Annotated in this window: 18 protein-coding genes, 1 tRNA gene and 2 pseudogenes; 15 read left to right on the top strand and 6 right to left on the bottom strand. The window is 63.1% G+C overall.

Annotated elements, in window-relative coordinates:
- The first annotated feature begins 8 nt into the window (after positions 1-8).
- The 10 genes from FOY53_RS08670 to FOY53_RS08715 all read left to right on the top strand — a co-directional run bounded on the left by FOY53_RS08670 (position 9) and on the right by FOY53_RS08715 (position 12,550).
- Positions 9-716, top strand: coding sequence for a DUF1326 domain-containing protein (locus tag FOY53_RS08670; RefSeq protein ID WP_146587816.1), 708 nt, complete (start codon positions 9-11; stop codon positions 714-716).
- On the top strand, positions 713-1,222 hold the full coding sequence (locus tag FOY53_RS08675) for a DinB family protein (protein ID WP_186766549.1): 510 nt from the start codon (positions 713-715) through the stop codon (positions 1,220-1,222). Before FOY53_RS08670 ends, FOY53_RS08675 begins: the two co-directional genes overlap by 4 nt.
- A gap of 173 nt (positions 1,223-1,395) precedes the next feature.
- Complete coding sequence (gene acuI / locus FOY53_RS08680) at positions 1,396-2,388, top strand: acryloyl-CoA reductase (RefSeq protein ID WP_146587818.1); 993 nt, start codon at positions 1,396-1,398, stop codon at positions 2,386-2,388.
- Positions 2,389-2,725: 337 nt separating this feature from the next.
- Entirely contained in the window at positions 2,726-4,366 is a 1,641-nt protein-coding gene (locus FOY53_RS08685; RefSeq protein ID WP_146587820.1) for a BCCT family transporter, read from the top strand.
- Positions 4,367-4,625: 259 nt separating this feature from the next.
- Positions 4,626-6,047: a cryptochrome/photolyase family protein gene (locus tag FOY53_RS08690; RefSeq protein ID WP_146587822.1), complete on the top strand. Its 1,422-nt coding sequence runs from the start codon at positions 4,626-4,628 to the stop codon at positions 6,045-6,047.
- 81 nt (positions 6,048-6,128) lie between these two features.
- Positions 6,129-7,337: an SAM-dependent methyltransferase gene (locus tag FOY53_RS08695; RefSeq protein WP_146587824.1), complete on the top strand. Its 1,209-nt coding sequence runs from the start codon at positions 6,129-6,131 to the stop codon at positions 7,335-7,337.
- Between the two features lie 4 nt (positions 7,338-7,341).
- Positions 7,342-7,782, top strand: coding sequence for a TrgA family protein (locus FOY53_RS08700; RefSeq protein ID WP_146587826.1), 441 nt, complete (start codon positions 7,342-7,344; stop codon positions 7,780-7,782).
- 4 nt (positions 7,783-7,786) lie between these two features.
- Positions 7,787-8,914: an NUDIX domain-containing protein gene (locus FOY53_RS08705; protein ID WP_146587828.1), complete on the top strand. Its 1,128-nt coding sequence runs from the start codon at positions 7,787-7,789 to the stop codon at positions 8,912-8,914.
- A 145-nt stretch (positions 8,915-9,059) separates the two neighbouring features.
- The gene (locus FOY53_RS08710) at positions 9,060-10,094 is read left to right on the top strand and encodes a cysteine synthase A (RefSeq protein ID WP_146587830.1); all 1,035 of its coding nucleotides are present in this window, start codon (positions 9,060-9,062) and stop codon (positions 10,092-10,094) included.
- Positions 10,094-12,550, top strand: coding sequence for a DUF3772 domain-containing protein (locus FOY53_RS08715; protein WP_146587832.1), 2,457 nt, complete (start codon positions 10,094-10,096; stop codon positions 12,548-12,550). The genes FOY53_RS08710 and FOY53_RS08715 overlap by 1 nt, the downstream gene beginning before the upstream one ends.
- A gap of 272 nt (positions 12,551-12,822) precedes the next feature.
- Here the strand turns inward: FOY53_RS08715 and murJ are convergent, their stop codons facing one another.
- The 4 genes from murJ to lepA all read right to left on the bottom strand — a co-directional run bounded on the left by murJ (position 12,823) and on the right by lepA (position 17,649).
- Complete coding sequence (gene murJ / locus FOY53_RS08720) at positions 12,823-14,319, bottom strand: murein biosynthesis integral membrane protein MurJ (RefSeq protein ID WP_146587834.1); 1,497 nt, start codon at positions 14,317-14,319, stop codon at positions 12,823-12,825.
- A 150-nt stretch (positions 14,320-14,469) separates the two neighbouring features.
- On the bottom strand, positions 14,470-15,162 hold the full coding sequence (locus FOY53_RS08725) for a hypothetical protein (RefSeq protein ID WP_146587836.1): 693 nt from the start codon (positions 15,160-15,162) through the stop codon (positions 14,470-14,472).
- Positions 15,163-15,261: 99 nt separating this feature from the next.
- Positions 15,262-15,696, bottom strand: a complete 435-nt coding sequence (locus tag FOY53_RS08730; RefSeq protein WP_146587838.1) for a DsrE family protein — start codon at positions 15,694-15,696, stop codon at positions 15,262-15,264.
- A 150-nt stretch (positions 15,697-15,846) separates the two neighbouring features.
- Positions 15,847-17,649 carry a translation elongation factor 4 gene (lepA, locus tag FOY53_RS08735; protein WP_146587840.1) on the bottom strand — a complete coding sequence of 601 codons (1,803 nt, stop codon included), beginning with the start codon at positions 17,647-17,649 and terminating at the stop codon, positions 15,847-15,849.
- Positions 17,650-17,972: 323 nt separating this feature from the next.
- Between lepA and FOY53_RS08740 the strand changes: the two are divergent.
- Positions 17,973-18,338, top strand: a pseudogene (locus FOY53_RS08740) (transposase); the annotation flags it as partial.
- Between the two features lie 180 nt (positions 18,339-18,518).
- Here FOY53_RS08740 and FOY53_RS08745 read toward each other — a convergent pair.
- Positions 18,519-19,716, bottom strand: a pseudogene (locus tag FOY53_RS08745) (IS3 family transposase).
- A gap of 708 nt (positions 19,717-20,424) precedes the next feature.
- A tRNA-Ser gene (locus FOY53_RS08750) sits at positions 20,425-20,514 on the bottom strand.
- A 667-nt stretch (positions 20,515-21,181) separates the two neighbouring features.
- Between FOY53_RS08750 and FOY53_RS08755 the strand changes: the two genes are divergently transcribed.
- The 4 genes from FOY53_RS08755 to FOY53_RS08770 are packed head-to-tail and all read left to right on the top strand — an operon-like array spanning position 21,182 to position 24,547.
- On the top strand, positions 21,182-22,309 hold the full coding sequence (locus FOY53_RS08755; protein WP_146587842.1) for an aromatic ring-hydroxylating oxygenase subunit alpha: 1,128 nt from the start codon (positions 21,182-21,184) through the stop codon (positions 22,307-22,309).
- 9 nt (positions 22,310-22,318) lie between these two features.
- Entirely contained in the window at positions 22,319-22,735 is a 417-nt protein-coding gene (locus FOY53_RS08760; protein WP_146587844.1) for a RidA family protein, read from the top strand.
- Complete coding sequence (locus tag FOY53_RS08765; RefSeq protein ID WP_146587846.1) at positions 22,732-23,406, top strand: DUF1028 domain-containing protein; 675 nt, start codon at positions 22,732-22,734, stop codon at positions 23,404-23,406. Before FOY53_RS08760 ends, FOY53_RS08765 begins: the two co-directional genes overlap by 4 nt.
- Entirely contained in the window at positions 23,399-24,547 is a 1,149-nt protein-coding gene (locus FOY53_RS08770) for an aromatic ring-hydroxylating oxygenase subunit alpha (protein WP_246107333.1), read from the top strand. Before FOY53_RS08765 ends, FOY53_RS08770 begins: the two co-directional genes overlap by 8 nt.
- The last annotated feature ends 17 nt before the right edge of the window (positions 24,548-24,564 follow it).

The raw sequence follows: 24,564 nt of genomic DNA on the forward strand, positions 1-24,564 counted from the left end.
AGGCGGGAATGGCGATAACACGGGTACCGGGGGCGGACAGGCTGCCGATCAGCCAGCGGATCGACCAGCGCCTGGGCAATCCCAGGCGGCGCAGGATGGCGCCGACCGACTGGGCGATCAAGGGCGAGCTGTTCATGAACTGCTCGTGCACGGTGTTCTGCCCCTGCGTGGTCAGCCTTGGGGCGCATCCGCCGACCGAGGGACATTGTCATGCCTGGATGGCGATCGCCATCGACTCGGGGCATTACGAGGGCGAGAGCCTGGACGGGCTGAATGTCGGGCTGATGGTCGAGATTCCGGGGCGCATGGCTGAAGGCGGCTGGAAAGTCGCCGCCTATGTCGACGAGCGGGCTTCGGGCAGGGCCTACCACGGGTTGCTGCAGATCTTTTCCGGCGCGGCCGGCGGCACGACGGGGCTGTTCACCATGCTGGTGAGCGACATCGTCGGCGCCGAGCGCGAGAAGGTCGAAATCCTGCGCGAGGGGCGCAGGCGCGGGCTGTATATCGGGCGCAAGATCCAGGGCGAGATCGAGATGCTGGACGGAGCGGATCCGGAGAATCCGGTGATGATCCGCAATTCCAGCTATTGGATGGGGCCGGATATCATCGCTGCCAGGGGAGTGAAATCCAAGGTGCGGGATTACGGGCGGATCTGGGATTTTGGCGGCAAGTCCGCCGAGATCTGCCCGATCGATTGGAAGGGGCCCAAGCCGTGATCAGCCCGTCCTACTGCACCACGATGGCGCGATACAATGCCTGGCAGAACGGCCAGTTGCGTGCGGCCTTCGCGGTGCTTTCGGCGGCGGACTGGGCGCAGGAGCGCGGGGCTTTCTTTGGCTCGATCCGCGCCACGGCGAGCCATCTGCTCTGGGGTGACACGATCTGGATGAGCCGTTTCGACGGCGGCGATGCCCCGGCGGGTGGCATTGCCGACAGCGGTGCCATGGTCAGCACGGTTTCCGAGTGGTCGCTGGCGCGGGGGCTGCTGGATGCGCGGATCGCGCGTTGGGCCGAGGGACTGCGGCCAGAGGATCTGGACGGGCCGCTGACCTGGTATTCCGGGGCGGTGCGGGCACAGGTGACCCAACCTCTGGCACTGTGTGTGGCGCATATGTTCAACCACCAGACCCATCACCGCGGGCAGATCCACGCGATGCTCACCGCGGCAGGCAGCACGGCACCGGTGTCGGATCTGGCGTTCATGCCTGCCGCGCCGGGATGACGGGTGACGCGCGCGTGCCGCGACGCCCCACCCGCCATCCCGCAAGGTGCCGCGGTGTCGGCGATCCGGTCAGGTGACATGAGACAGCCCGCGGCGGGGGCGGCACCTGGCGGGCAGGCGACAGATTTGGAACGAGAAAACGCGGGGGCTGCCTCGCGAGGACAGGAGAACGGATGTTCAGAGCACTGGTTGTCGACAAGGATGCGGAGAGCGGCAAGACGTCGGCCGCGGTCAGGGAAATTGCGGTGGCGGATCTGCCCGAGGGCGAGGTTCTGGTCGCTGTCGATTATTCCACGGTGAATTACAAGGACGGGCTGTGTGTTGGCCCGGGTGGCGGTCTGGTGCGCAAGTATCCGCATGTGCCGGGGATCGATTTTGCCGGCGTGGTCGAGGACTCCTCGGATGACCGCTACACCGCCGGTGACCGGGTGGTGTTGACCGGCTGGCGGGTCGGCGAGGCACATTGGGGCGGCTATGCGCAAAAGGCGCGGGTCAGAGCCGACTGGCTGGTGCCGCTGCCCGAGGGGCTGGATTCGCGGCGGGCGATGGCGGTGGGCACCGCCGGTTTTACCGCGATGCTGGCGGTGATGGCGCTGGAGGACCACGGGCTGCGACCGGACGGGGGCGAGGTGCTGGTCACCGGTGCGGCCGGCGGGGTCGGCTCGGTTGCGACGGCGCTTCTGGCGGCGCTGGGGTATCAGGTGGCGGCCGTGACCGGGCGCCCGGAGACCGAGGCCTATCTGAAGGACCTGGGGGCTGCACGCATCGTGGCGCGCGAGGAGATCAACGAAACGGTGAAGCGCCCGCTGGAGGCCGAGACCTGGGCCGGCTGTGTCGATGCGGTCGGCGGGGCGATGCTGGCCCGTGTTCTGGGGCAGATGAAGTATGGCGGATCGGTTGCGGCGGTCGGTCTGGCCGGCGGGGCGTCACTGCCGGCCACGGTGGTGCCGTTCCTGCTGCGCGGGGTGAACCTGCTGGGCATCGATTCCGTGATGCAGCCATATGACAACCGACTGCGCGCCTGGCAGCGGATTGCGCGCGATCTGCCGATGGACAAGCTCGAGGCCATGATCCAGCCCGCGACGCTGTCGGATCTGCCACAGCTCGGGGCCGATATCCTGAACGGAAAGGTCAAGGGCCGGGTCGTGGTCGACGTCAACGCCTGAGTCCGCAAGCGGACAACTCATTTCGCGGCGACGGCGGGAATTGAGCCGTCGCCGGCACTGGTAAATTTGCCAATTCATCGTTACGGTACCCTTAAATTCGACATCTGTCTGAAGTGGAACGCTGTGCAGAAGCCCGGAGCACCGGGTCTCTGCGCGGCGTTTTCATTCAGGTGATGTCGTTTTTGATCCATGTCCTGCCGGGGGCGATCCCGGTGGCGCGGCAACGGCGCGTAGGCTGAAGGTCTGCACGGGACACTCACGGGACATGACGTCCGGCTGCCGGGACCGGAGCCTTGCAGGACGGGCGGAAACGAAAAAACGAAAAGGGGACAAACGCATGACAGAGGCCACCGGTGCCGAGGGCATACCTGCGCCCGAGGGGCGCGCCGATCTGATCGACACCGAATATACCATCGGTCAGGACAACATCGAAAACTCGATCGGACCCATCGGGTTCGACATCCACAACCCGGTGTTCATGATTTCCGGGCTGAGCATCGTCGCCTTCGTGTTCTACACACTGGCGTTGCCCGACCAGTCGGGGGCGGTGTTCAGTTGGCTGTTCAACAGCGTCACCAAGGGGTTCGACTGGTTCTTTCTGGGCGCGGCCAACATCTTTGTGCTGTTCTGCCTGCTCCTGATCGTCACGCCGCTGGGGTCGGTGCGTCTGGGGGGCCACGAGGCGCGCCCGGATTACTCCTACGTCGGCTGGTTCGCGATGCTGTTCGCAGCCGGCATGGGCATCGGCCTGATGTTCTATGGTGTCTCGGAGCCACTGAGCCATTTCTCATCCTCGATGGGCGGCACAGCCTCTGACGGTGGGCCGCGGACCGACTGGGCGCCACTGGGTGCCGCGGCGGGAAACGAGGCTGCGGCGCTGCGCCTGGGGATGGCGGCGACGATCTTTCACTGGGGTCTGCACCCCTGGGCGATCTATGCGATCGTCGCGCTGGCGCTGGCGCTGTTCAGCTACAACAAGGGCTTGCCACTGACCATCCGCTCGGCGTTTTACCCGATTCTGGGGGAACGCGTCTGGGGCTGGCCGGGGCATGTGATCGACATCCTCGCGGTGTTTGCAACGCTGTTCGGACTTGCCACGTCGCTGGGGTTTGGCGCGACACAGGCGAGCGCCGGACTGAACGAGCTGTTCGGCGTTCCGCTGGGGTCGACCACCGAAGTGCTGCTGATTTCAGGCATCACCGCGATTGCGTTGATTTCGGTTCTGCGCGGACTGGACGGCGGCGTGAAGGTGTTGTCGGAAATCAACATGGGGCTGGCGGCGCTGCTGCTGCTGTTTGTGCTGTTTGTCGGGCCGACGCTGGCGATCCTGACCGGGTTTGTCGATTCCCTGGCTGCCTATCTGCAATATCTGCCGGCGCTCGCGAACCCGATCGGGCGTGAGGATGTGAACTTTTCCCAGGGCTGGACATCGTTCTACTGGGCGTGGTGGATCAGCTGGTCCCCCTTTGTCGGCATGTTCATCGCGCGGGTGTCGCGGGGCCGCAGCGTGCGTGAATTCGTGACCTGCGTTCTGCTGATCCCGAGTCTGGTCTGCGTGTTGTGGATGTCGGTCTTTGGCGGCACGGCGCTGCATCAGGTGATTGCCGATGGCTATACCGTCGCGCAGGATGCACCGCTGGAACTGCAGCTGTTCAAGATGCTCGACGGGCTGCCGCTGGCCGGGATCACCAGCTTTATCGGCATTATCCTGGTGATTGTGTTCTTTGTGACTTCGTCCGATTCAGGCTCGCTGGTGATCGACACCATCACGGCAGGCGGCAAGGTGGACGCTCCGGTGCCGCAGAGGGTGTTCTGGTGCATCTTCGAGGGCGCCGTGGCGATCGTGCTGCTGCTGTCTGCGGGTGGTCTGAAATCCTTGCAAAGCATGGTGATCTCGACCGGGTTGCCCTTTACCATCGTGCTGCTGGTGATGTGCTGGGCGATCTACAAGGGGTTGCAGGCGGAACGCCGGGCCTGAGGCCGACCCTGTCACTGTGACTTCCAACAGGAGGCCCCGGGAGAAATTCCGGGGCCTTTTGCGGGGGCGTGATCCGATTGTGCGCGCGTGCCGCGCGCTCTGGTTTCTGGCGCGGGTTGCCGGGTGACACCGGGGCGGCGGCGCGGTGCCCGCGGCGCGCCGGGATCCGCGCCCATTCGCCGGAAACAGCCGCAGCTTGGCCGGTTTGATCTTTGGGTCGGCGCGCTATGTGTCACGACACCGACGAAGGGGGGCAGGGATGAGAGAGACGACACCGGTATTGCTGTGGGTGCGGCGCGACCTTCGGTTGAGCGATCACCCGGCGCTGGCACAGGCGGCCGCCAGCGGTCGACCGGTGATTCCGGTGTTCATCCAGGATTTCAGCGTCGACGGGCTCGGGGCTGCGCCAAAGTGGCGGCTGGGGCTGGGACTGGGTCATCATCAGGCCGCCCTGATGGCAGCGGGAAGCCGGCTGATCCTGCGGTCCGGTCCGGCGCGCGAGGTGCTCGAGGCGCTGATCGGGGAGACCGGGGCCGGGGCGGTTTACTGGATGCGGGCCTATGACCCCGCGGGCGTGGAGCGGGACGCTCAGGTCAAGACTGCCCTCAGGGACCGGGGTGTCGATGCGCAGAGCTTTGCCGGGCATCTGATGTTCGAGCCCTGGACGGTGCAGACCGGGGCCGGCGGGTTCTACAAGGTGTACACGCCCTTCTGGAAGGCGGTGAAAGACCGCGACGTGCCCGAACCCTTGCCGCGCCCGGGGCGCATTGCCGCGCCGGACCACTGGCCGGCCAGCGAGGCTCTGGACGACTGGGATCTCGGGGCCGGCATGCAGCGCGGGGCAGAGGTGGTGCGCCCGTTTGTGCGTCTGGGTGAAGATGCGGCGCAGGCCCGGCTGGGCGCCTTCATGACGCACAAGGTCTCCGGGTATGTGGACACGCGGAACCTGCCGGCCGTCGATGGCACCTCGGGTCTGTCCGAGAACCTCAGCCTTGGCGAGATCACGCCGCACCAGTGCTGGCATGCCGGGATCCGTGCACGGCAGGCGGGCAAGGCGGGGGCGGAGACCTTTCTCAAGGAACTGGTCTGGCGCGAGTTCGCCTATCATCTGATGTGGCACACGCCGCGGATCCTGAGCGACAACTGGAAAGCGGACTGGGACGCCTTCCCCTGGAACGAGGATCCGCGCCGGGCCGAGGTGCGGGCTTGGCAGCAAGGGCGCACCGGCATCCGGTTCGTCGACGCGGCGATGCGAGAACTCTACGTCACCGGGCGGATGCACAACCGGGGGCGGATGATCGTCGGATCCTATCTGACCAAACACCTGCTGTCCCATTGGCGGATCGGGCAGAAATGGTTCGAGCAGACGCTGATCGACTGGGACCCGGCCAGCAACGCCATGGGCTGGCAATGGGCGGCCGGTTCCGGCCCGGATGCCGCGCCGTTCTTTCGGGTGTTCAACCCGGTCACCCAGCTGGAAAAGTTCGATCCCGACCATGCCTATGCGGATCGCTGGATTGCAGAGGGCGCGGTGAAACTATCCGAAGATGCGCAGCGTTACTTCGATGCCATCCCGAAAAGCTGGAACATGGCGGCGCAGGATCCGTACCCCCAGCCGATCGTCGATGTGGCCGAAGGGCGGAAAAGGGCGTTGAATGCCTATGAAAACAGGGACTTCTGAATGAACGAACGCGTTAATACTTGCACTGTCGAGGCACATGGCAGTAACCTTGTTGCCATCTTGGCCGCGCCTGACAGCCCTATGATCCACACCGATACCAAAGACCAGGCGGGATTGCCGCGCTATTTCACGCGGGTGTTTGCGATGTCGAAAGGCATGAACACCGGGCGCATGGACTTTGTGCTGCCGGACGGACGGGTGTTCCGGGCGCAGGGACGCAATCCGGGGCCGGAGGCCGAACTGCACATCCACAATCCGGACATCTTTGCCCGCCTCATCCGCGAAGGCGATCTGGGGTTTTGTGACGCCTACCTCGACAACTGGTGGAGCACGCCGGATCTCATGGCCTTCATGGACCTCGTGCATGCCGACAACGACGACCTGTACGACGGCTTTCCGGGGATGGGGCTGCTGCGGGCGTTCGAAAAGCTGCGGTTCTGGTTGCAGGGCAATTCGCGGCGCGGGGCGCGTCGCAACATTTCGGCGCATTACGATCTGGGTAACGATTTCTATGGGCTGTGGCTCGACAAGACGATGACCTATTCCAGCGCCCTGTTCGGGACCGGACAGGAAAGCACCGAGTCGGCGCAGATCGCGAAATATGCCAGTTTGGTGGATCAGATGGGCGTTCAGCCCGGCGATCACGTGCTCGAGATCGGCTGTGGCTGGGGCGGATTTGCCGAATACGCCGCCAAAGAGCGCGGGCTGAAGGTGACCGCCCTGACGATTTCACGCGAACAGTATAATTATGCGGTGGACCGCATTGCCAGGGCGGGGCTCAGTGACCGTGTGACCGTCAAATTGCAGGATTACCGCGACGAGCGCGGCGTCTATGACGGTGTCGCCAGCATCGAGATGTTCGAAGCGGTGGGCGAGAAATACTGGCCGGTCTACTTCAACAGTCTGCGCGAGCGGTTGAAGCCCGGGCGTCAGGCGACGTTGCAGATCATCACCGTGCAGCACAAACGCTGGGAGGTGTACAGGCGCGGTCCGGATTTCATCCAGAAGTATATCTTTCCCGGTGGCATGCTGCCCAGCCCGGTGGTGTTGCGCGAGGAAGTGCGCAAAGCCGGGTTGGCCGTGGCAAAGTCGATCGAATTCGGGCCCAGCTACAGCCGCACGCTGCGGCGCTGGCACGACAGTTTCAATGAAAAGTGGGACGACGTCGCCCGTCTGGGCTTTGATGACCGGTTCCGCCGCATGTGGAATTTCTACCTGACCTCTTGTGCTGCGACGTTTCACAGCGGAAACTGCGACGTGACGCAGATCACGATCACCAGACCAGGATGACCACATGCCCACAGCCGCCAAGCTATTCTCTGCCGTTTGCCTGGCGATTCTGGGCTATCTCGTTTCCGAAGCAATCAAGCCGCTGATGCCCGAAGGCACCGGGTTCGGGATCTTTTCCTATCTGAATGCGACGATCGGGTTTTTCTGCGGATGGGTCATCGTCGGCAACCGGGCCGGGCGCGGGGTGTCGGCGGCGATCTCCAACGGCCTGACCGGAATGTTCGCCATGGTCTGTATCGGGCTGTTCGTGCAGGCGGTGGTGCAGATGGTGGATATGGCCATGCGGCACCGCTTTTCCGGGCCGGTCGAGGCGTTTGCTGCCGTTTTCGAGATCGCAATCGAATATGGCGGCATCATGATGCACAGTTCCGTTCTGATCCTGTTGCTGGTCGGGGCGCTGGTCACCGGCTTTGTCAGCGAATTCGCTGCGCGCAACTATCGCTGATCAGATGGCAGATCTGTTTCTGTATGGCACTCTGTGCCACGTGCCGCTGCTCGAAGTTGTGCTGGGCCGTCCCGCGGCACAGATCGACATGGCTCCGGCGACGCTGGATGGCCATGGTGTCTGGTGGGTCTCGGACCATGCCTTTCCGATGATTGCAGAGGCGGCGTCAGGGCAGGCGCAGGGGCTGATCCTGCGCTCACTGAGTGCTACCGACGTGGCGCGACTGGATTTCTACGAGGGGGGCTTTGACTATGCCCTGCAGGATGTCGCGGTGGCCAGCTGCGGTGGGTCGCACGCCGCTCAGGTCTATTTTCCGGCACCGGGCCGCTGGCAGGCCGGGGCGCCCTGGTCGCTGAGCGACTGGGTCGCGCGTTGGGGGGCGATGACACTCAGCGCGGCGCAGGAAGTGATGGCGCAGTTCGGGTTGATGCCGGTGGAAGAGGTGCGGGCGCTGTGGCCGTTCTTTTGCGCGCGGGGCTGGGCGCAGCAGTTGGCCGCGGTTCCGGCGCCGCAGACGCTGCGCAGCCAGATGGGCATGAAGGACGTGAATGTCCTGCGGTATCGTGCTGGATACAATGGGTTTTTCAGGATCAAGGCCTTTGACCTCCAGCACCGGCGCTTTGACGGCGGTCTGAGCGATGTGGTGTCACGCGAAGCCTATGTCGCCTTTGATGCCGCGCTGGTGCTGCCCTATGATCCGGTCACCGATCAGGTCATGCTGATCGAACAACTGCGCTATGGTCCGGTGCATCGCGGCGATCCCGCGCCCTGGGTGCTGGAACCGATCGCCGGGCTGGTGGATGCCGGCGAGGATCCGGCCGATTGTGCCCGTCGCGAGGCGGTCGAAGAAGCCGGGCTGACTCTGGCGGAAGTGCGCCCGATGCTCCGGGTCTACCCGTCGCCGGGTTATACCACCGAATTTTTCCACTGCTTCCTGGGGCTCTGTGCTCTGGCCAAGCGCGACGAGGGCCTGAACGGAGTGGCCGCGGAAAACGAGGATATCCGCAGCCATGTGATACCCTTCGACGCGGCGATGGCGCTGGTGGACAGTGGCGAGATAAATGTCGGGCCGCTGGTGACGATGCTGCTGTGGCTGGCGCGACGCCGGAGCGATCTTCGGGCCGCTGCCTGAGGCCGGCGCGGGCGGTCAGGGTGCTCGCAGCCCGGGTTGCGCCCTTGTCCCGGATCCGGAGCGACGCCACGCCCGGTGCGCTGCGCCTTGAGTTCACAACGCCAGCGGCCTACATCGGAACAAACATGTCTGGAAGGGGACCTTCATGCGCATTGCAAGCGATCTGGCCGACGCGGTCGGCAACACACCGCTGATCCGGTTGAACAAGGCCAGCGAAGAGACCGGCTGCGAGATCCTTGGCAAGGCCGAATTCATGAACCCCGGACAGTCGGTCAAGGACCGCGCGGCGCTGTACATCATCAGGGACGCCGTGGCGAAGGGGCTGCTGAAGCCCGGCGGCACCATCGTTGAGGGCACGGCCGGCAACACCGGCATCGGTCTGGCACTGGTCGGGGCCTCGATGGGGTTCAAGACGGTGATCGTCATTCCCGAAACCCAGAGCCAGGAGAAAAAGGACATGATCCGCCTGGCCGGCGCCGAACTGGTGCAGGTGCCTGCGGCCCCCTACAAGAACCCCAACAACTATGTGCGCTATTCCGGCCGTCTGGCCGAAGAAATGGCGCGTACCTCGGACAAGGGGGTGATCTGGGCCAACCAGTTCGACAATGTGGCCAACCGTCAGGCACATGTCGAAACCACCGGCCCCGAGATCTGGGAACAGACCGGCGGCAAGGTCGACGGCTTTATCTGCGCTGCCGGATCGGGTGGCACGGTGGCCGGTGTCGGCATGGCGCTGCAGCCCAAGGGGGTCAAGGTCGGTCTGGCCGATCCGATGGGGGCCGCGCTCTACAGCTATTACACCACGGGTGAATTCAAGTCCGAGGGCGACAGCATCACCGAGGGCATCGGGCAGGGGCGCATCACCGCCAACCTCGAGGGGTTCACGCCCGATTTTGTCTGTCAGATCCCGGACGAGGAGGCGCTGCCCATCGTCTTCGACCTTCTGAGCGAAGAAGGTCTGGTCATGGGAGGCTCGACCGGCATCAACGTCGCCGGCGCGATCCGCATGGCCAGGGAGATGGGACCGGGCCACACCATCGTCACCATCCTGTGCGACTATGGCAACCGCTATCAGTCCAAGCTGTTCAACCCGGAATTCCTTGCCGGCAAGGGGCTTCCGGTGCCGCATTGGCTGGACCGCGCACCGGCCAGCATTCCCGGGGTGTTCGAGGACAACTGATGCGCCTGCTGCGGCACATCAGCCTGACGCTGGCTGCGCTGCTGCTGGCGACCGGGCTGGTGCTTGCTCAGGGCAGCGAGCCGCAGCCCATCGACTATGAGCGCTGGGAAAGCACTGCGGCCAGGGCCGAAAATGCCCTGGGCGCGGCGGCGGAAGACACGGTGCTTGAAAAGCTGCGCAGCGAAATTGCCGGCTATCGCCAGCGTTTTCAGGATGCCCAGACGGAACAGAGCACCCGTGTCGCCACATTGCGCGCGCAGCTGGACACGTTGGGGGCCGTGCCGGATGACAGTTCCCGCGAGGCACCGGACATCGCCGCGCGCCGCAAGGAACTGACTGACCAGCTGGCCCAGCAGAGGGCGCCGGTGGTGGCCGCGGAAGAGGCCTATACCCGCGCAGACGGGCTGATCCGCGAGATCGACAAGACCATCCGCGCCCGGCAGGCAGAAGAGCTTCTGGCGCTGGGCCCGAGTCCGGCCATCCCGGGCCATTGGACCGGAGCCGTGCAGGCACTGGCGCATACCGCCGCCGACATGGCGTCGGAGACTGCGGAGGCCTGGGGCAAGGACGATGCCGTCTCCGGGCTTGTGCCACGGCTGCCCTCATTGCTGACGCTGTTGATACTGGCGGGGCTGTTGACCCTGCGCGGCCCGCTGTGGGTGCAGGTCGGGGTCAACACCCTGCGCCGCCGCACCCGCCGCGGCACCGGCGTATGGCAGTTCATCCTGTCTCTGGGGCAGATCATCCTGCCGCTTCTGGGGGTCTATGCCTTTGCGACGGCCATTCGCGTCAGCGGGCTGGTCGGTCCGCGCGCCACAACGCTGCTGGAATGGCTGCCGCTCTGGGTCGGGGTCGCGCTGTTCGTGCGCTGGTTGGCAGAGCAGACCTTTTCGCGCAACGACGATGTGGCGACCCTGCCGATCCTGCGCCAGCGGCGCACTGAGGCCCGCTCCTACGTGACGCTGATCGGCCTGCTGCTGATGCTGCGCGGCCTGCTGAGCACCCTGAACTCGGTCAGCGATTATTCCGCGGAAACGCAGGCGGTCCTGAATTTCCCGATCACCGTTCTCTGCGCTCTGATGTTGTTCCGGCTGGGGCACATTCTGCGGGCGGCGCATCTGCATGGCGACACCGACCGCCCGGAAGCGCCGGATGCGACGCATTTCCGCCTGCGCATCGTGCGCGCGGCTGGTCAGCTGATGCTGCTCTTGGCGCTGGCCGCCCCGGTCGCCGCGCTGATCGGGTACGCCAATCTCGCCGAGGCAATGGTGTTCCAGACGATCGCCACCCTGCTGTTGCTGGGCACCATGTCAGTTCTGCAGCGCCTGATCGGGGACGGCTACCATCTGGCCACCGGGAAAACCGTCGAGGCCGCTCAGTCGCTGATCCCGGTGCTTCTGAGCTTTGTGCTGATCCTGTCGACGCTACCGCTTCTGGCGCTGATCTGGGGCGCGCGTGTGGCGGACCTGACCGAACTCTACGCCCGTTTCGGGGCGGGCTTCACCGTCGGTGAAACCCGGATTGCGCCGTCGGATTTTCTCGGCGTTGTCCTGGTGTTTGTGGTCGGTTTTGTCGTGACCCGGCTGGTGCAGGGGGCGCTGCGCAGTTCGGTGCTGCCCAAGACCCGCATCGATATCGGTGGGCGCAATGCCATTGTCGCCGGGCTGGGCTACACCGGCATCCTCGGCTCGGCCCTGCTGGCAATCTCGTCCGCCGGTCTGGACCTGACGTCTCTGGCATTTGTCGCCGGGGGCCTGTCGCTGGGCGTCGGCTTTGGCCTGCAGACCATCGTGCAGAACTTTGTCAGTGGCATCATCCTGCTGATAGAGCGGCCGATCTCGGAGGGAGACTGGATCCAGGTCGGCGATCAGATGGGTTATGTCCGCGATATCTCGGTGCGCTCGACCCGGATCGAAACCTTCGACCGTACCGACGTGATTGTGCCCAACGCCAATCTGATTACCGATACGGTGACCAACTTTACCCGCGGCAATTCGCTGGGCCGGATTATCGTTCCCGTGGGCGCGGCATACGGCTCTGACACCCGGCAGGTGGAATCGGTACTGCTGGGGATCGCGCGCGAGCACCCCGAGGTGATGATGAATCCGCCGCCCTACATCTATTTCAAGGGTTTCGGAGAAAATGCGATGGAGTTTGAAATCCGGGCCATTCTCATCGACATCAACAACATTCTCGATATCCGGACCGAAATGAACCACCAGATCGCCGAGAGGTTCAAGGCGGCCGGAATCCAGATCCCCTTTGCGCAGCGCGACATCTGGCTGCGCAACCCCGAAACCCTGCATGACGCGGACGCGCGGAACACCCATCACACGGCGCAGACGGCACCTGTGGCCGGGCACCCCGGGCAGGGCCCCGACGCGGGGCAGCCCGTCGGGCAGGGCGGCGCTGTGGGTTTGTCCGCAAGTGATGTTCCGGATGGTGACGGCCGATGATGCGCAGTTGGCAGCGGTGATGTGACCGCCCCGGACCGTGGCGGCGTTGCCGGGACCATCCGAAGTGTCCCCCTCGGGGGGACTGTTGCTGCGATCATCACATGCGACTGCCCGACGGCTGACATTCCGGCGTGTCTCCGTGGCAGAGGGGCAGCCATGCCACGACGCTGGAGTCACGCGGTGATAATGTCCCGGGATTTGTGCATCACAGCCGAAAGTGGCTCAAACGCCCACCTGGCGCGGCGCGAAAGCGTGGCAGGTCCGCTTTCCGCTCAACGATGGATCCGGGTCAAAATCGCCCGCAGGGCCAGGATCGCGGCAAGAGCGGCCAGGGCCCCGCCGAAGAGCGCCAGCGTCATGCCCCATTCCCCGGCCACAAGGGTGCAGGCCTCCAGAAGCCAGTCGCGCCATGCCAACACCATCAGTGTGACAATCCCCGACGGGCAGGTCGCGATCAGCACCTCTTGCCACTTCAGGTGGAAGTAGCCGTTTCTGAGACCCGCCGCGAACAGGATGCCGACAAAGACCCAGAGCCCGGCCGAGGTTGCCAGGGCCAACCCGGGTGCCGCAAACGGTCCGATCAGCACCAGCTTCAGAGCGATGTTCACGACCGTTCCGGCGAGCAGCGCCAGAAGCGGCGTGCGCAGGTCGCCGCGCCCCTGGAAGCAGGCGACAAGCGCGCGCACGGCAAGCGCAGGCACCAGTCCCAGGGCATAGGCGGCGAGGATGCGCGACGACTCCAGCGCCGTGGCCATGTCAAAGGCGCCGCGGGCGAACAGAACGGCCATGATCCATTCGCCGAACAGGATCATCACCATGGTCAGCGGCACCGACAGATCAAGGCACAGGCGCAACGCCCGGCTGGCGGCGCTGTGCATTCCCGGGCGATCCTGCACTCCGGCCCGCCGGGCGATGTCGGGCAGCAGCACGGTGCCCAGGGCGATGCCGATGACGCCGACAGGCAGCTGATAAATCCGGTCAGCGTAATACAGTTGCGACAGGGCTCCGGCAGGCAGAAAGGTCGCCAGTATGGTATCGGCGAAAACGGCAACCTGCACCGCCCCTGATGTCAGGAGTGCGGGGCCCAGCCGACGCAGGAACAGCCTTGAGTCGGGAGTGAGCGCAGGACTGTGCAGACGCAGGGGGATCTTCGCCCGGCTCAGTGCGATCAACAGCAGGGCAACCTGTGCGAGGCCTGCCGCCAGCACGCTCCATGCGGCGGCATGCGCCACAGTCGCAAACATCTGCGCCAGGGCCAGGCCGGCGATCATCACGAGATTGAGCAGGATCGGCGCGGCGGCGGCGGCGGCAAATCGGTCATGGGCGTTCAGCAGCGCCGAGAGGAAAGCCACCAGAGACATGCACAGCAGATAGGGAAATGTGATGCGGATCAGCTCAAGCGCCAGCGCGCCCGACCCGGCGTCGATGCCAGGCGCAAGCAGGTCCAGCGTCATTCCCGGCGCTGCCAGGACCAGGCCCAGCAAAAGAAGGTTGGCGCCGACCAGCCACACCAGAACCGTCACCGCGAGACGAGACGCCGCGTCGACGCCGTCCCGGGCGTGTGTTGCGGCATAGGTCGGCAGGAACGCGGCGTTGAACGCGCCTTCGGCAAAGATTGCGCGAAAATGGTTGGGCAGGCGAAACGCCAGCATGAAGGCATCCGCCACCGGCCCGGCCCCGAGGATGGCTGCCAGCATCACGTCCCGCACGAACCCCGCGACCCGGCTGGCAAGCGTCAGTCCCGATATGGTTCCGAGTTTTTTCAGCACCGCGGAACGTCCTGACACAGTCGCATGGTTTTTCTTCCGTTGAACCGGCGTGATGCGGCGGCTGCCCCGCAATACCACGGCAACAGGACTGCGCCAGAGGTCGGCCACATGTTCCGGAAGGCGGGCAAAGCAATCTGCCGCAGGCGAATGTCAGTTCTGTGGTTCGACACCCTCCGGCTCTGCAACAACCTGCAGGCCGAGATTGCCGATGGTTGTATCCCGCCCCCGGTCGCTGTTCATCAGCACCGAGTTGACGATATAGAGGTTCGCGACATCGTAGAATGCGGCGTCCCGGTCCGGCGTGGCCACCCTGATCCGGGCCTGGTCGGCCGTCACGGTTGCGCCTGTCGCGTCGACATACTCGGACCCCCAGGGGATCAGCGCAAAAAGCGCAGGGTCCGAATTGGCCGCAAGGTTCTGCATGATCGCCAGGATCTGGTCATGGTCCCTGATCCGTTCATCGCCCAGATAACAGGCGCCCTCGTATCCGCCCACGGCAAGGGCGGTGGCGCCCGCAATGGCAATTGTCACCGGTGCCGTCACGATGGCGGCTGCGGTGCCAAAGGCGCTACCCGCGCCGCTGGCCAGACCGGCTCCGGCTGCCGAGGCCGAGCCTGCGGCCGAACCGATCATGCTGAGGCCGGTCTTCGGGTTTTCCAGCGTGTATGCACCGGCCGCGCGGACCCCCGCCCCGGTGGCGCCGACCACGGCGCCCGTGGCCGCGCGCGCAGCGGATCCAACCTTGCCCGCCACGATGCTGGGCCGGTAATCACAGACGGCGGCTGTGGCGGGCTGCGCCAGCAGGCACAGCAGGGCGGCACGGGTGAGGGCGAGGGGCGACATGGGGGAATCTCCGGTCAGTGACCCAAGCACCCATAGCCGAAGCAAGGCCGCCCCGGCAGGGGGCGGCCTTCACGTTGACGTTTGTGCCGGTTGGTCCGCTCAGGGGCGGATATAGGCATAACCCTGTTCCTGCAGCTCGATCAGCCGAACCACGCCCGAGGGGGTGATCTTGGCCTCTTCCATCAGCGAAATGTCGTGACCGGCCTTCTTCTGCATGGCGTCCAGCGTGTTGCCGCAGGCAGAGAAACTGATATTCTCCATCTCCAGGCTCATTGCTGAAATGCGCTGCTCGACCGGGCTCTTGCCGGGGATCAGCATGGTCAGGCCGGGACCATAGGCCACCATTTCGATCACCACGCTGTCACCGTTCTCGGCGTAGTAGGCGGCCACGTTCTGGGCGTTGTTCAGCGCCATGTTCATGACCTGCGGATCATTCTCGTCGACATGGATGGCAACGTGGTGAGTCTGGCCTTCGGCCAGGGCGCCGGTGGCCATGGCTGTGGCGAGTGCGGCTGCGGTGATCAGGTGCTTCATGGTGGGTCTCCTCCCGGTTTATGAGGGGACGTTATCACATATTCGCAGGTGTGCATTTGATTTAATTGTGAGGACACAGCGCCGCACCGCACTGTGTCCTCGCAGAACCTGAAAAGAGGCTGCAATATCGGCGGAAGGCCAAGGCTGGGGTCAGCTGTCCATTTTCAGCGCCGATATGAACGCTTCCTGCGGGATGTCCACCTTGCCGAACTGACGCATGCGTTTCTTGCCGGCCTTCTGCTTCTCAAGCAGCTTCTTCTTGCGCGAGGCGTCGCCGCCGTAGCACTTGGCGGTCACGTCCTTGCGCATCGCGGCGAGAGTTTCACGGGCGATGACCTTGCCGCCGATGGCCGCCTGGATCGGGATCTTGAACATGTGCCGCGGGATCAGCTCTTTCAGCTTTTCACACATGGCGCGCCCGCGCAGTTCGGCCCGGTCGCGATGGACCATGGTCGACAGCGCGTCGACCGGTTCGTCGTTCACCAGGATTTGCATCTTGACCAGGCTGTCCTCGCGATAGCCCTTCATCTGGTAGTCGAACGAGGCATAGCCCTTGGTCACCGACTTCAGCCGGTCATAAAAGTCGAACACCACTTCGTTCAGCGGCAGGTCATAGACCACCATGGCGCGGGCGCCGACATAGGTCAGGTCCATCTGCTCGCCGCGCCGGTCCTGGCACAGCTTGAGCACGTCACCGAGGTAGTCGTCGGGCACCAGGATCGACGCCTTGATGCGCGGCTCTTCTATGTGGTCGATGGTGGACGGGTCGGGCATGTCGGCCGGGTTGTGCAGCTCGAGTTCCGAGCCGTCCCGCAGGAATATCTTGTAAATCACCGATGGGGCGGTGGTGATCAGGTCGATGTCGTATTCGCGTTCGAGCCGGTCACGCACCACTTCGAGGTGCAGCAGGCCCAGAAAGCCGCAGCGGAATCCAAAGCCAAGCGCGGCCGAGGTTTCCATCTCGGAGGTGAAGGAGGCATCGTTGAGCGACAGTTTCTCGATCGCGTCGCGCATGTCCTCAAAGTCGTTGGCATCGACCGGAAAGAGGCCGCAGAACACCACGGGAATCGACGGCTTGAAGCCGGGCAGGGGTGTGTCCGTGCCCTTTTTCTCGGTGGTGATGGTGTCGCCGACGCGGGTGTCGCGCACCTGCTTGATCTGCGCGGTGATATAGCCGATCTCGCCGGGGCCCAGTTCCTTGACCTCGATCATGGCGGGACGGTAGACGCCGATGCGGTCGATGTCATAGGTGCCGCCGGTCTTCATCATCTTGATGCGCTGACCTTTTTTCAGCACGCCGTCGATGACCCGCACGATGACCACCACCCCGAGGTAGGGGTCGTATTTCGAATCCACCAGCATCGCCTTGAGCGGTTTGTTCGCGTCGCCCTCTTTCGGGGGTGGCAGGCGTTTGACGATCGCCTCGAGCACGCTGGGGATGCCGACGCCGGTCTTGGCCGAGATCAGGCAGGAGTCCGAGGCGTCGATGCCGATCACATCCTCGATCTGTTCCTTGACGCGTTCGACCTCGGCGGCGGGCAGGTCGATCTTGTTCAGGACCGGGACAATCTCGTGATTTGCGTCGATGGCGGTATAGACATTGGCCAGTGTCTGCGCCTCGACACCCTGCGTGGCATCGACCACCAGAAGCGAGCCTTCGACGGCACGCATCGAACGCGAGACCTCGTAGGCGAAGTCGACGTGACCGGGGGTGTCGATCAAGTTGAGAATATAGGTTTCGCCATCCTCGGCCTTGTATTCGATACGGACGGTGTTGGCCTTGATGGTGATACCGCGCTCGCGCTCGATGTCCATCGAGTCGAGCAGCTGCTCCTTCATCTCCCGTTCGGTGACGGTGTTCGTGGACTGGATCAGCCGATCGGCCAGGGTGGATTTCCCGTGGTCGATATGGGCGACGATGGAGAAGTTGCGGATGTGCGAGAGCTGGGTCATGTTCCGGGATATGATGTGGTTTGAGCGACTGGTCAAGGTGGCTTCATGGCAGACACAAGTCAGGATGAAAGGTCAGGCGCCAAACAGGACGAAAGGTCGGGCATCAAGTTGAAAACCACATTCGATTTTGAACCTCCCCCTTTGAAGTGGTCCGCCCTTATAGTTGGGAAAGCGCAGGGCCCGAGATGGCCATTAAAAGTCCGAAGCCCGAAGAGAGTGTCGTGCAGTCACGGCAGGATGTCCGACGTCAGCACCTGTGGGACAGATTTGAGGATTTGAACAACGGAGGGTTTCTGGTTCATCGTGGCTTTCAAGGAGCGAAGATGAACAAGGCATCCGGAACATCGAAGGACGCCGCTGACAAGCTGGTCAAGAATATCCGCCGCAAGACCCGGCAGACCTATTCTGCGGAGGAGAAAATCCGCATCGTGTTAGCTGGCCTGCGCGGTGGGGAAAGCATTCCGGTGCTGTGTCGGCGGGAGGGTATCGCCGAGAGCCTGTATTACAGCTGGTCGAAGGAATTCCTGGAGGCTGGCAAGCGCAGGCTGTCGGGCGATGCCGCGCGTCAGGCCACTTCGCCTGAAGTGAAGGAGTTGCGCTCGGAAACCTTGGCACTAAAGGAATGCGTAGCCGATCTCACCCTGGAAAACCGTCTGCTCAAAAGGCATGACCGGGGCTGGGGAGTGCGCTGCTCCCCAAGCTTGGACCGCCGAAAGCTGGAATTTTCCGGCTGCCTTACGATGACGGGCTGGCTGCGCAATCGGGATAATGAATGTCGATCGGCACATTGTATCCAACCGTGCTGTGTGGTCGGTCCTCGTTGTAGTGTCTGAGGTGCTCCCCATTCCTTGGACAGGATCTGGCGCTTTTTAAGCTCTGATCTGCTCCTGCTGATCGGGTTGCGTTGCTTCGATTTCCAGCGAGTAGACCACCGCCGGTGGTTGGCCGCCAAGGGCTTTGTGCGGGCGGCGGTGATTGTAGAATTCCATCCATTTCCGGACACCCGCGCGGGCCTGTGACCCGGCCTCTCAGGCATGCAGGTAGACGCACTCGTATTTCAGGGTGCGCCACAGGCGCTCGATGAAGATGTTGTTCAGGTAGCGACCCTTGCCATCCATCGAGATGCGGATATCGGATCGGCGTAGCCGGTCTGTCCATGCAAAGGATGTGAACTGCGATCCTTGGTCGCTGTTCATGATGTCCGGCGGCCCAAACCGATAGATGGCCTCGTTCAGCGCCTCGCACCGTTGCCCGGCAGGCGATTTGCATCGCAAATCTGCCGAGAGGGGCAGAAGTCCGCGTCCAGCGTGTTCGAGATCCGCCACGACAGAACCATCCGGGTATGCCGGTCCATGATCGCCACCAGATAGAGGAATCCGCGGCGCATCGGCAGGTAGGTGATGTCCACGCACCAGACCTGATTTGGCCTGTCCACCCGCAGACCGCGCAGCAGATAGGGGTAGGTCCTGTGCCCCTTCGCCGGCTTGCTGGTATTGGGTTTCTGAGAGATCGGCATCAATCCCATCAGGCGCATGAGCCGACGGACGCGCTTCTCGTTCACCGCATGGCCCTCGTTGCGCAGGTGCCAGATCATCTGCCGAACACCGAAGAAGGGCGTCTCCAAGAACTGCACATCGATCAGCCGCATCAGCGCGAGGTTCTGCTCGGTCTCGCCTTGCGGCGTGTAGTAGAACGATGACCGCGGTATCGACAGAAGCGCGCACCGTTGGCCGATCGACAGGTCAGGACGGTCGCGTTCGATCATGGCGCGCCTCACTTCCCGCCCCAGGGTTTGAGCTTTCTTTCCAAAAAAGAGTTGGCCACCGCCAGCTCTCCAATCTTGGCATGCAGGTCCCTGACCTGGTCTTCATCGATGACCGGCGTCTTGCGGCCACCGCGTTCAAAGACACCAGACGCGCCGTCCAGCAGCGCACGTTTCCATTGGTTGATCATCGTCGGATGCACGCCGAACCGGCTCGCCAGCTCCGACACGGTCGCCTCGCCTTTCAGCGCCTCAAGCGCCACCTTCGCCTTGAATTCAGGGGCGTGTTGCTTTCGTTTCGACATCTTCGATCTCCTTCGTGGTGAAGATCAACAGACAGCAAATCAGAGCTTACGTCAGTGTCCAGTTTTCGGGGGGCACCTCACAGATTCATTTTTGTAGCGACCAAAATGGACGCACCATGAGTGGGGTCAGTTACAACCAGTACTCAGGCTTTCAACCGCAATATTCCGCAGACCAAAACCTAGTGGTTCAGATGCTGGCGAAGGGTGACTCACAGTACAATAACGGTCTGTCTGCGCGCCAAACACTGGGTGCGAACTGGCAGGAAAAAGTCGCTAAGGGCGTGCCAAACAATTGTATGGATGACCAGAGCAGCTACGCGTTGGGCGGACGCGCACAATTTACTGCAGGTCAATGAAGCACGGAACGTGTGTGCGTAAGTTCCGTGCTTCGGTTCTATTATATTTTCCGGTTTTGAAGCCGCTGAAGCTTTCAAACTGAGACAAGGCGGAACTGCACGACCTTGTGGCTATCAGGCGGCTCAGAATGTGCACTGAGCACCTCCGGCAACTGATGGCGACCAGGGGGGCACCGATTCCCTATTGCCTTTGCACCGGGACCGCGCGGGGTAGCAAAATTTGCGCGCGGGCAGTTCGGAGGCAAAAAAGCTGAACGCAATCCGCAGCAATCCCAAGCGTTTATTCTATGTGGGGTAAGATGTGGGGTAAGTGTGGGTTGATTGCCTTTTAGCCAATGAAATCAAAGGCAAGTGGCGGAGAGGAAGGGATTCGAACCCTCGAGACGGTTCCCCGCCTACACACTTTCCAGGCGTGCGCCTTCGACCACTCGGCCACCTCTCCGCCGACCGCTTTAGCGTGAGGCACATGGCAGGTGCAAGGGGCTAGCGTAGAAATAGCGTAGAAAGCATGGCAAAAATTCACTGAACCCGCGAGGTGACATGCACCGGACGTCTCGGCGGTTTGCAAATCAAATCCGGGGCTTGACCAGATCCGTGATCCTTGATGGCATTCGCGGCAACACAGGCGAGAAACATTGTACGTGGTCGCACGAACAATATCCGGAAGGTCCTGGTGCGTCTCGCGGTGACAGTTGGGCGGACGCCCTGGCCGTTGGCTGATGACCCGCGCTGCTCAAGGAGTAGCTGCAACTGAAATGGCGTCGCCACGCCATCATTGTCGGACCTCTCAGCGCTCTGCGCCCGCCGCCACCGGCGCCCGCGGGCGCCGCTCGGATCCACCAGAGACCGACCGTCCACAGAGATCCAAATTGGGTCACCGGAAGGGGCGGGCCGCCACTGTCAGCATCTTGCGCAGGCTGAGGCCCCCCATCGCATTGAGACCGGCGAGCGGCACGATTGCGCGGCAGAACGCGCGGTGTGCGGCCGGATGTCTTGCGGCGGCTCTGATTAGTCTCGCTCAAATCAAGCATTGCACAGTCTGAACTTTACCTGCCGCAAAAAATCCACAAAATCCGGGGGATGCGCGCTGAGCCGAAAGGAACCACATCATGCAGGACGCTGCGAGAGAGCTTGCCGAAAATGTCGCGGTAGCGTTCGAGCGAGCGCGCGCGATGCCTCCATCAGTCTATACCTCCGAGGACTTTCTCGCCCGCGAGCTGAACAGCATATTCGCGAAGGACTGGTTCTGCGTCGGGCGTGCAGATGCGCTGGCAAATCCCGGCGACTTCACCACCTTGGAGCTTGCCGGTCAGCCGATCATTGTCTTGCGGGACAACGCGGGCACGCTGAAGGCCATGTCCAATGTGTGCCGACACCGGATGTCGACCCTGTTGGAGGGGCGCGGCAACGCGCGCAGTATCGTCTGTCCCTATCACGCCTGGACCTACAACCTGGATGGGACGTTGCGCGGTGCGCCTGCGATGACCCGGAACGCGGGGTTCTGCAAATCTGACTACCGATTGCCCGAAGTGCGTTGCCAGGAGTGGCTGGGCTGGGTGTTTGTCACCTTGAGTGCCGACGCACCCGATGTTGCGGATCAGTTGGCGAAAGTCGCGGAACTGATCGCAGACTATGACATGGCCAACTACAGCCAGACCTTCTTTGAGACTCATAACTGGAACACCAACTGGAAGGTGCTGGCCGAAAATTTCATGGAAAGCTATCATCTGCCGGTGTGCCATTCCGGCACCATCGGTGGGTTGTCAAAGCTGGACGAGATGATCTGTCCGCCGGGGGAGGACGCTTTCAACTACCACACGATCCTGAAGGATGAATCCTTGCGGATCGCCATGGCCCACCCTTCGAACACGCGCATGAAAGGTGATCGTCGCCGCACCACGTATTTGCTGGCGATCTATCCCAGTCTCATGATCACCCTGACACCCGGGTATTTCTGGTATCTCACGCTGCATCCGGATGGGGTCGACCACGTGCGGATCGGCTTTGGCGGCGGGATGTCGAATGACTATTCGCACGACGATGACGCTCAGGCGAACTTCGAACAGCTCAAGAGGTTGCTCGATGATGTCAACGTCGAGGACAAGGGCTGCACCGAAAAGGTGTACAAGGGACTGTCATCAAATGGCGCCGCACCGGGACATCTGTCGCATTTGGAACGGCCAAACTATGATTTTGCGCAATACATCAACGCACGTATCCAGACACCCGACGCTTAGGATCCTCGCATGGCGCATAACCGCATTCGCAAGTTCAACACCAAAGATACCTATCCGGAACAGAACCTCGACACTGATCTGTGTCAGGCGGTGGTTACGGAAGGCGGAAAGATCGTCTGGCTGCGCGGCCAATGCCCGCAAAACCTTGACGATGCCCGGAACATCGACAGCCATGATCCGGTGGAGCAGACCCACAAGGTGATGCAGAACATCAAGCAGTTGATCGAAGAAGCCGGCGGCGAGATGGCGCATCTGGTCAAGATCGTCGTCTACATCACCGATGTGCGTCACCGCGAAGCGATTTACCGTACGATGGGCGAATACCTGAAGGGCGTCCATCCGGTGTCCACAGGGTTGGTGGTGCAGGCTCTGGCGCGGCCCGAGTGGCTGGTCGAGATCGATGGGACAGCGGTGATCCCGTCATGACGTTCTCACTGGTCGCCCGCTGCGCGGAAACCGGCATGTTCGGTATCGCGATCTCGTCTTCCTCTCCGGCCGTGGCCGCACGCTGCGCCTATACGCGCGCCGGGGTCGGGGCGGTGGCAAGCCAGAATATCACCGATCCGCGCCTGGGGCCGCTTGCGCTGGACATGATGCAGGGCGGGATGTCCGCCGACGCGGCGATTGCGGGGATCCGCGATCAAGCGCAATTCATCGACTACCGGCAGGTTCTGGCGATCGACGCCACTGGAAACACCGCCATCCATTCCGGGCCGAACGCTCTCGGGATCTGGTCGGATGCCGCGGGCCGTGATGTGATCGCCGCGGGCAATCTGCTGGCGAACGATGCGGTGCCACGCGCCATTGTCGACGGGTTCGAGCAAAGCCGGGGCCATCTGGGCGATCGCCTGATTGCGGCTCTGCGCGCGGGTCTGGCCGCAGGCGGCGAGGCGGGGCCTGTGCATTCCGCCGGGTTGCAGATCTGCGACACGGTGGCATGGCCCGTCGCCGACCTGCGCTGTGACTGGACGACAGATTGCCCGATCGAAACCATTGCAACGGCTTGGGACGTCTACAAACCCCAGCTTGAGGCCTATGTGCAACGCGCGCTCGATCCGCGCCAGGCACCATCTTACGGAGTACCCGGCGATGAATGAGCAGGTCACACAGGGCCGCTTTGACGCAGCGCGCATTCGGGAAATGCGCCAGACTCTGGCAGAATGCGCCGCTGCCGACGCCGATGCGCCGCAGGGACTGCCGGGGCGGTTCTACACTGACCCGGCGTTCTTCGACCACGAATGCGATACGGTCTTGCGCCATAACTGGCACTGCGTCGGGCGGGTGGACGAGTTTGCCGAACAGGGTGACTACCTGGCGCTGAACCTGTTTGGGGAACCGATTATCATCGTGCGCGACGGCGATGCAATCAAAGCCCTGTCAAACGTATGCCGTCATCGCGGCATGCCATTGGCCGAAGGACACGGCAACGCGAAACGCTTTGTCTGCCGATACCATGCCTGGGCCTATGGCACTGACGGCGTATTGCTGCGCGCACCGCGGATGAAGAACGCGGGATTCGACCCCAAGACGTGCAAACTGGGCGAATTCGGCTGTGTCCAGCGCTTTGGGTTCGTCTATGTCAGCCTGTCGCCGACGCCGCCGGATATCGACGTGGAACTGGCCGGGTTGAACGCCGTGATCGGGCGCTATGAGCCGGAGCAATATACAATCGTGCACCGCGCCAGCGAGGTCTGGAACTGCAACTGGAAGGCCTTGGTCGAAAATTTCATGGAGGGGTATCACCTGTCGGTGGTGCATCCTCAGACCCTGCATGGCTACACCCCGACCGGGCTCAGCCGCAAAGGCCCAAGTGGCGCAGGCTTCACCAGCTATTTTGCGAACTACCCCGACAACATTCCGCCGCGCGGCGAAGGCGCCGCCGGCCTGTCCAAGGAAGAGCGCCAACGCTCCACCCTGTTTGCGGCTTTCCCCTGCCAGGTGGTCAGCGTGGCGGCGTCGCTGCTGGTGTCGCTCAGCATCCGGCCGCTGACGCCGACCTCCATCGAGGTACGCTGGACGATGTCCGTCTTTGGCAACAGCCTGGACGGCGACACCATTGATCAGCGCATCGCCCTTTGGCAGGACGTGAACCGTGAGGACCGTGAAAAGCTGGAAGCGATGCAATCCGCGTTGGGATCAATCCATGCAACCGGCGGTCCGCTGGCCGAAGAGGACTATGAAGGAACCGTCCGTGATTTCCTGCTTTGGTTGGCAGCGCAAGACGCCGGCTTGAACTGACCGCGAAGACAGGTAAT

Origin of the sequence: Puniceibacterium confluentis, assembly GCF_007923445.1 — a bacterium.
GTDB lineage: Bacteria > Pseudomonadota > Alphaproteobacteria > Rhodobacterales > Rhodobacteraceae > Puniceibacterium > Puniceibacterium confluentis.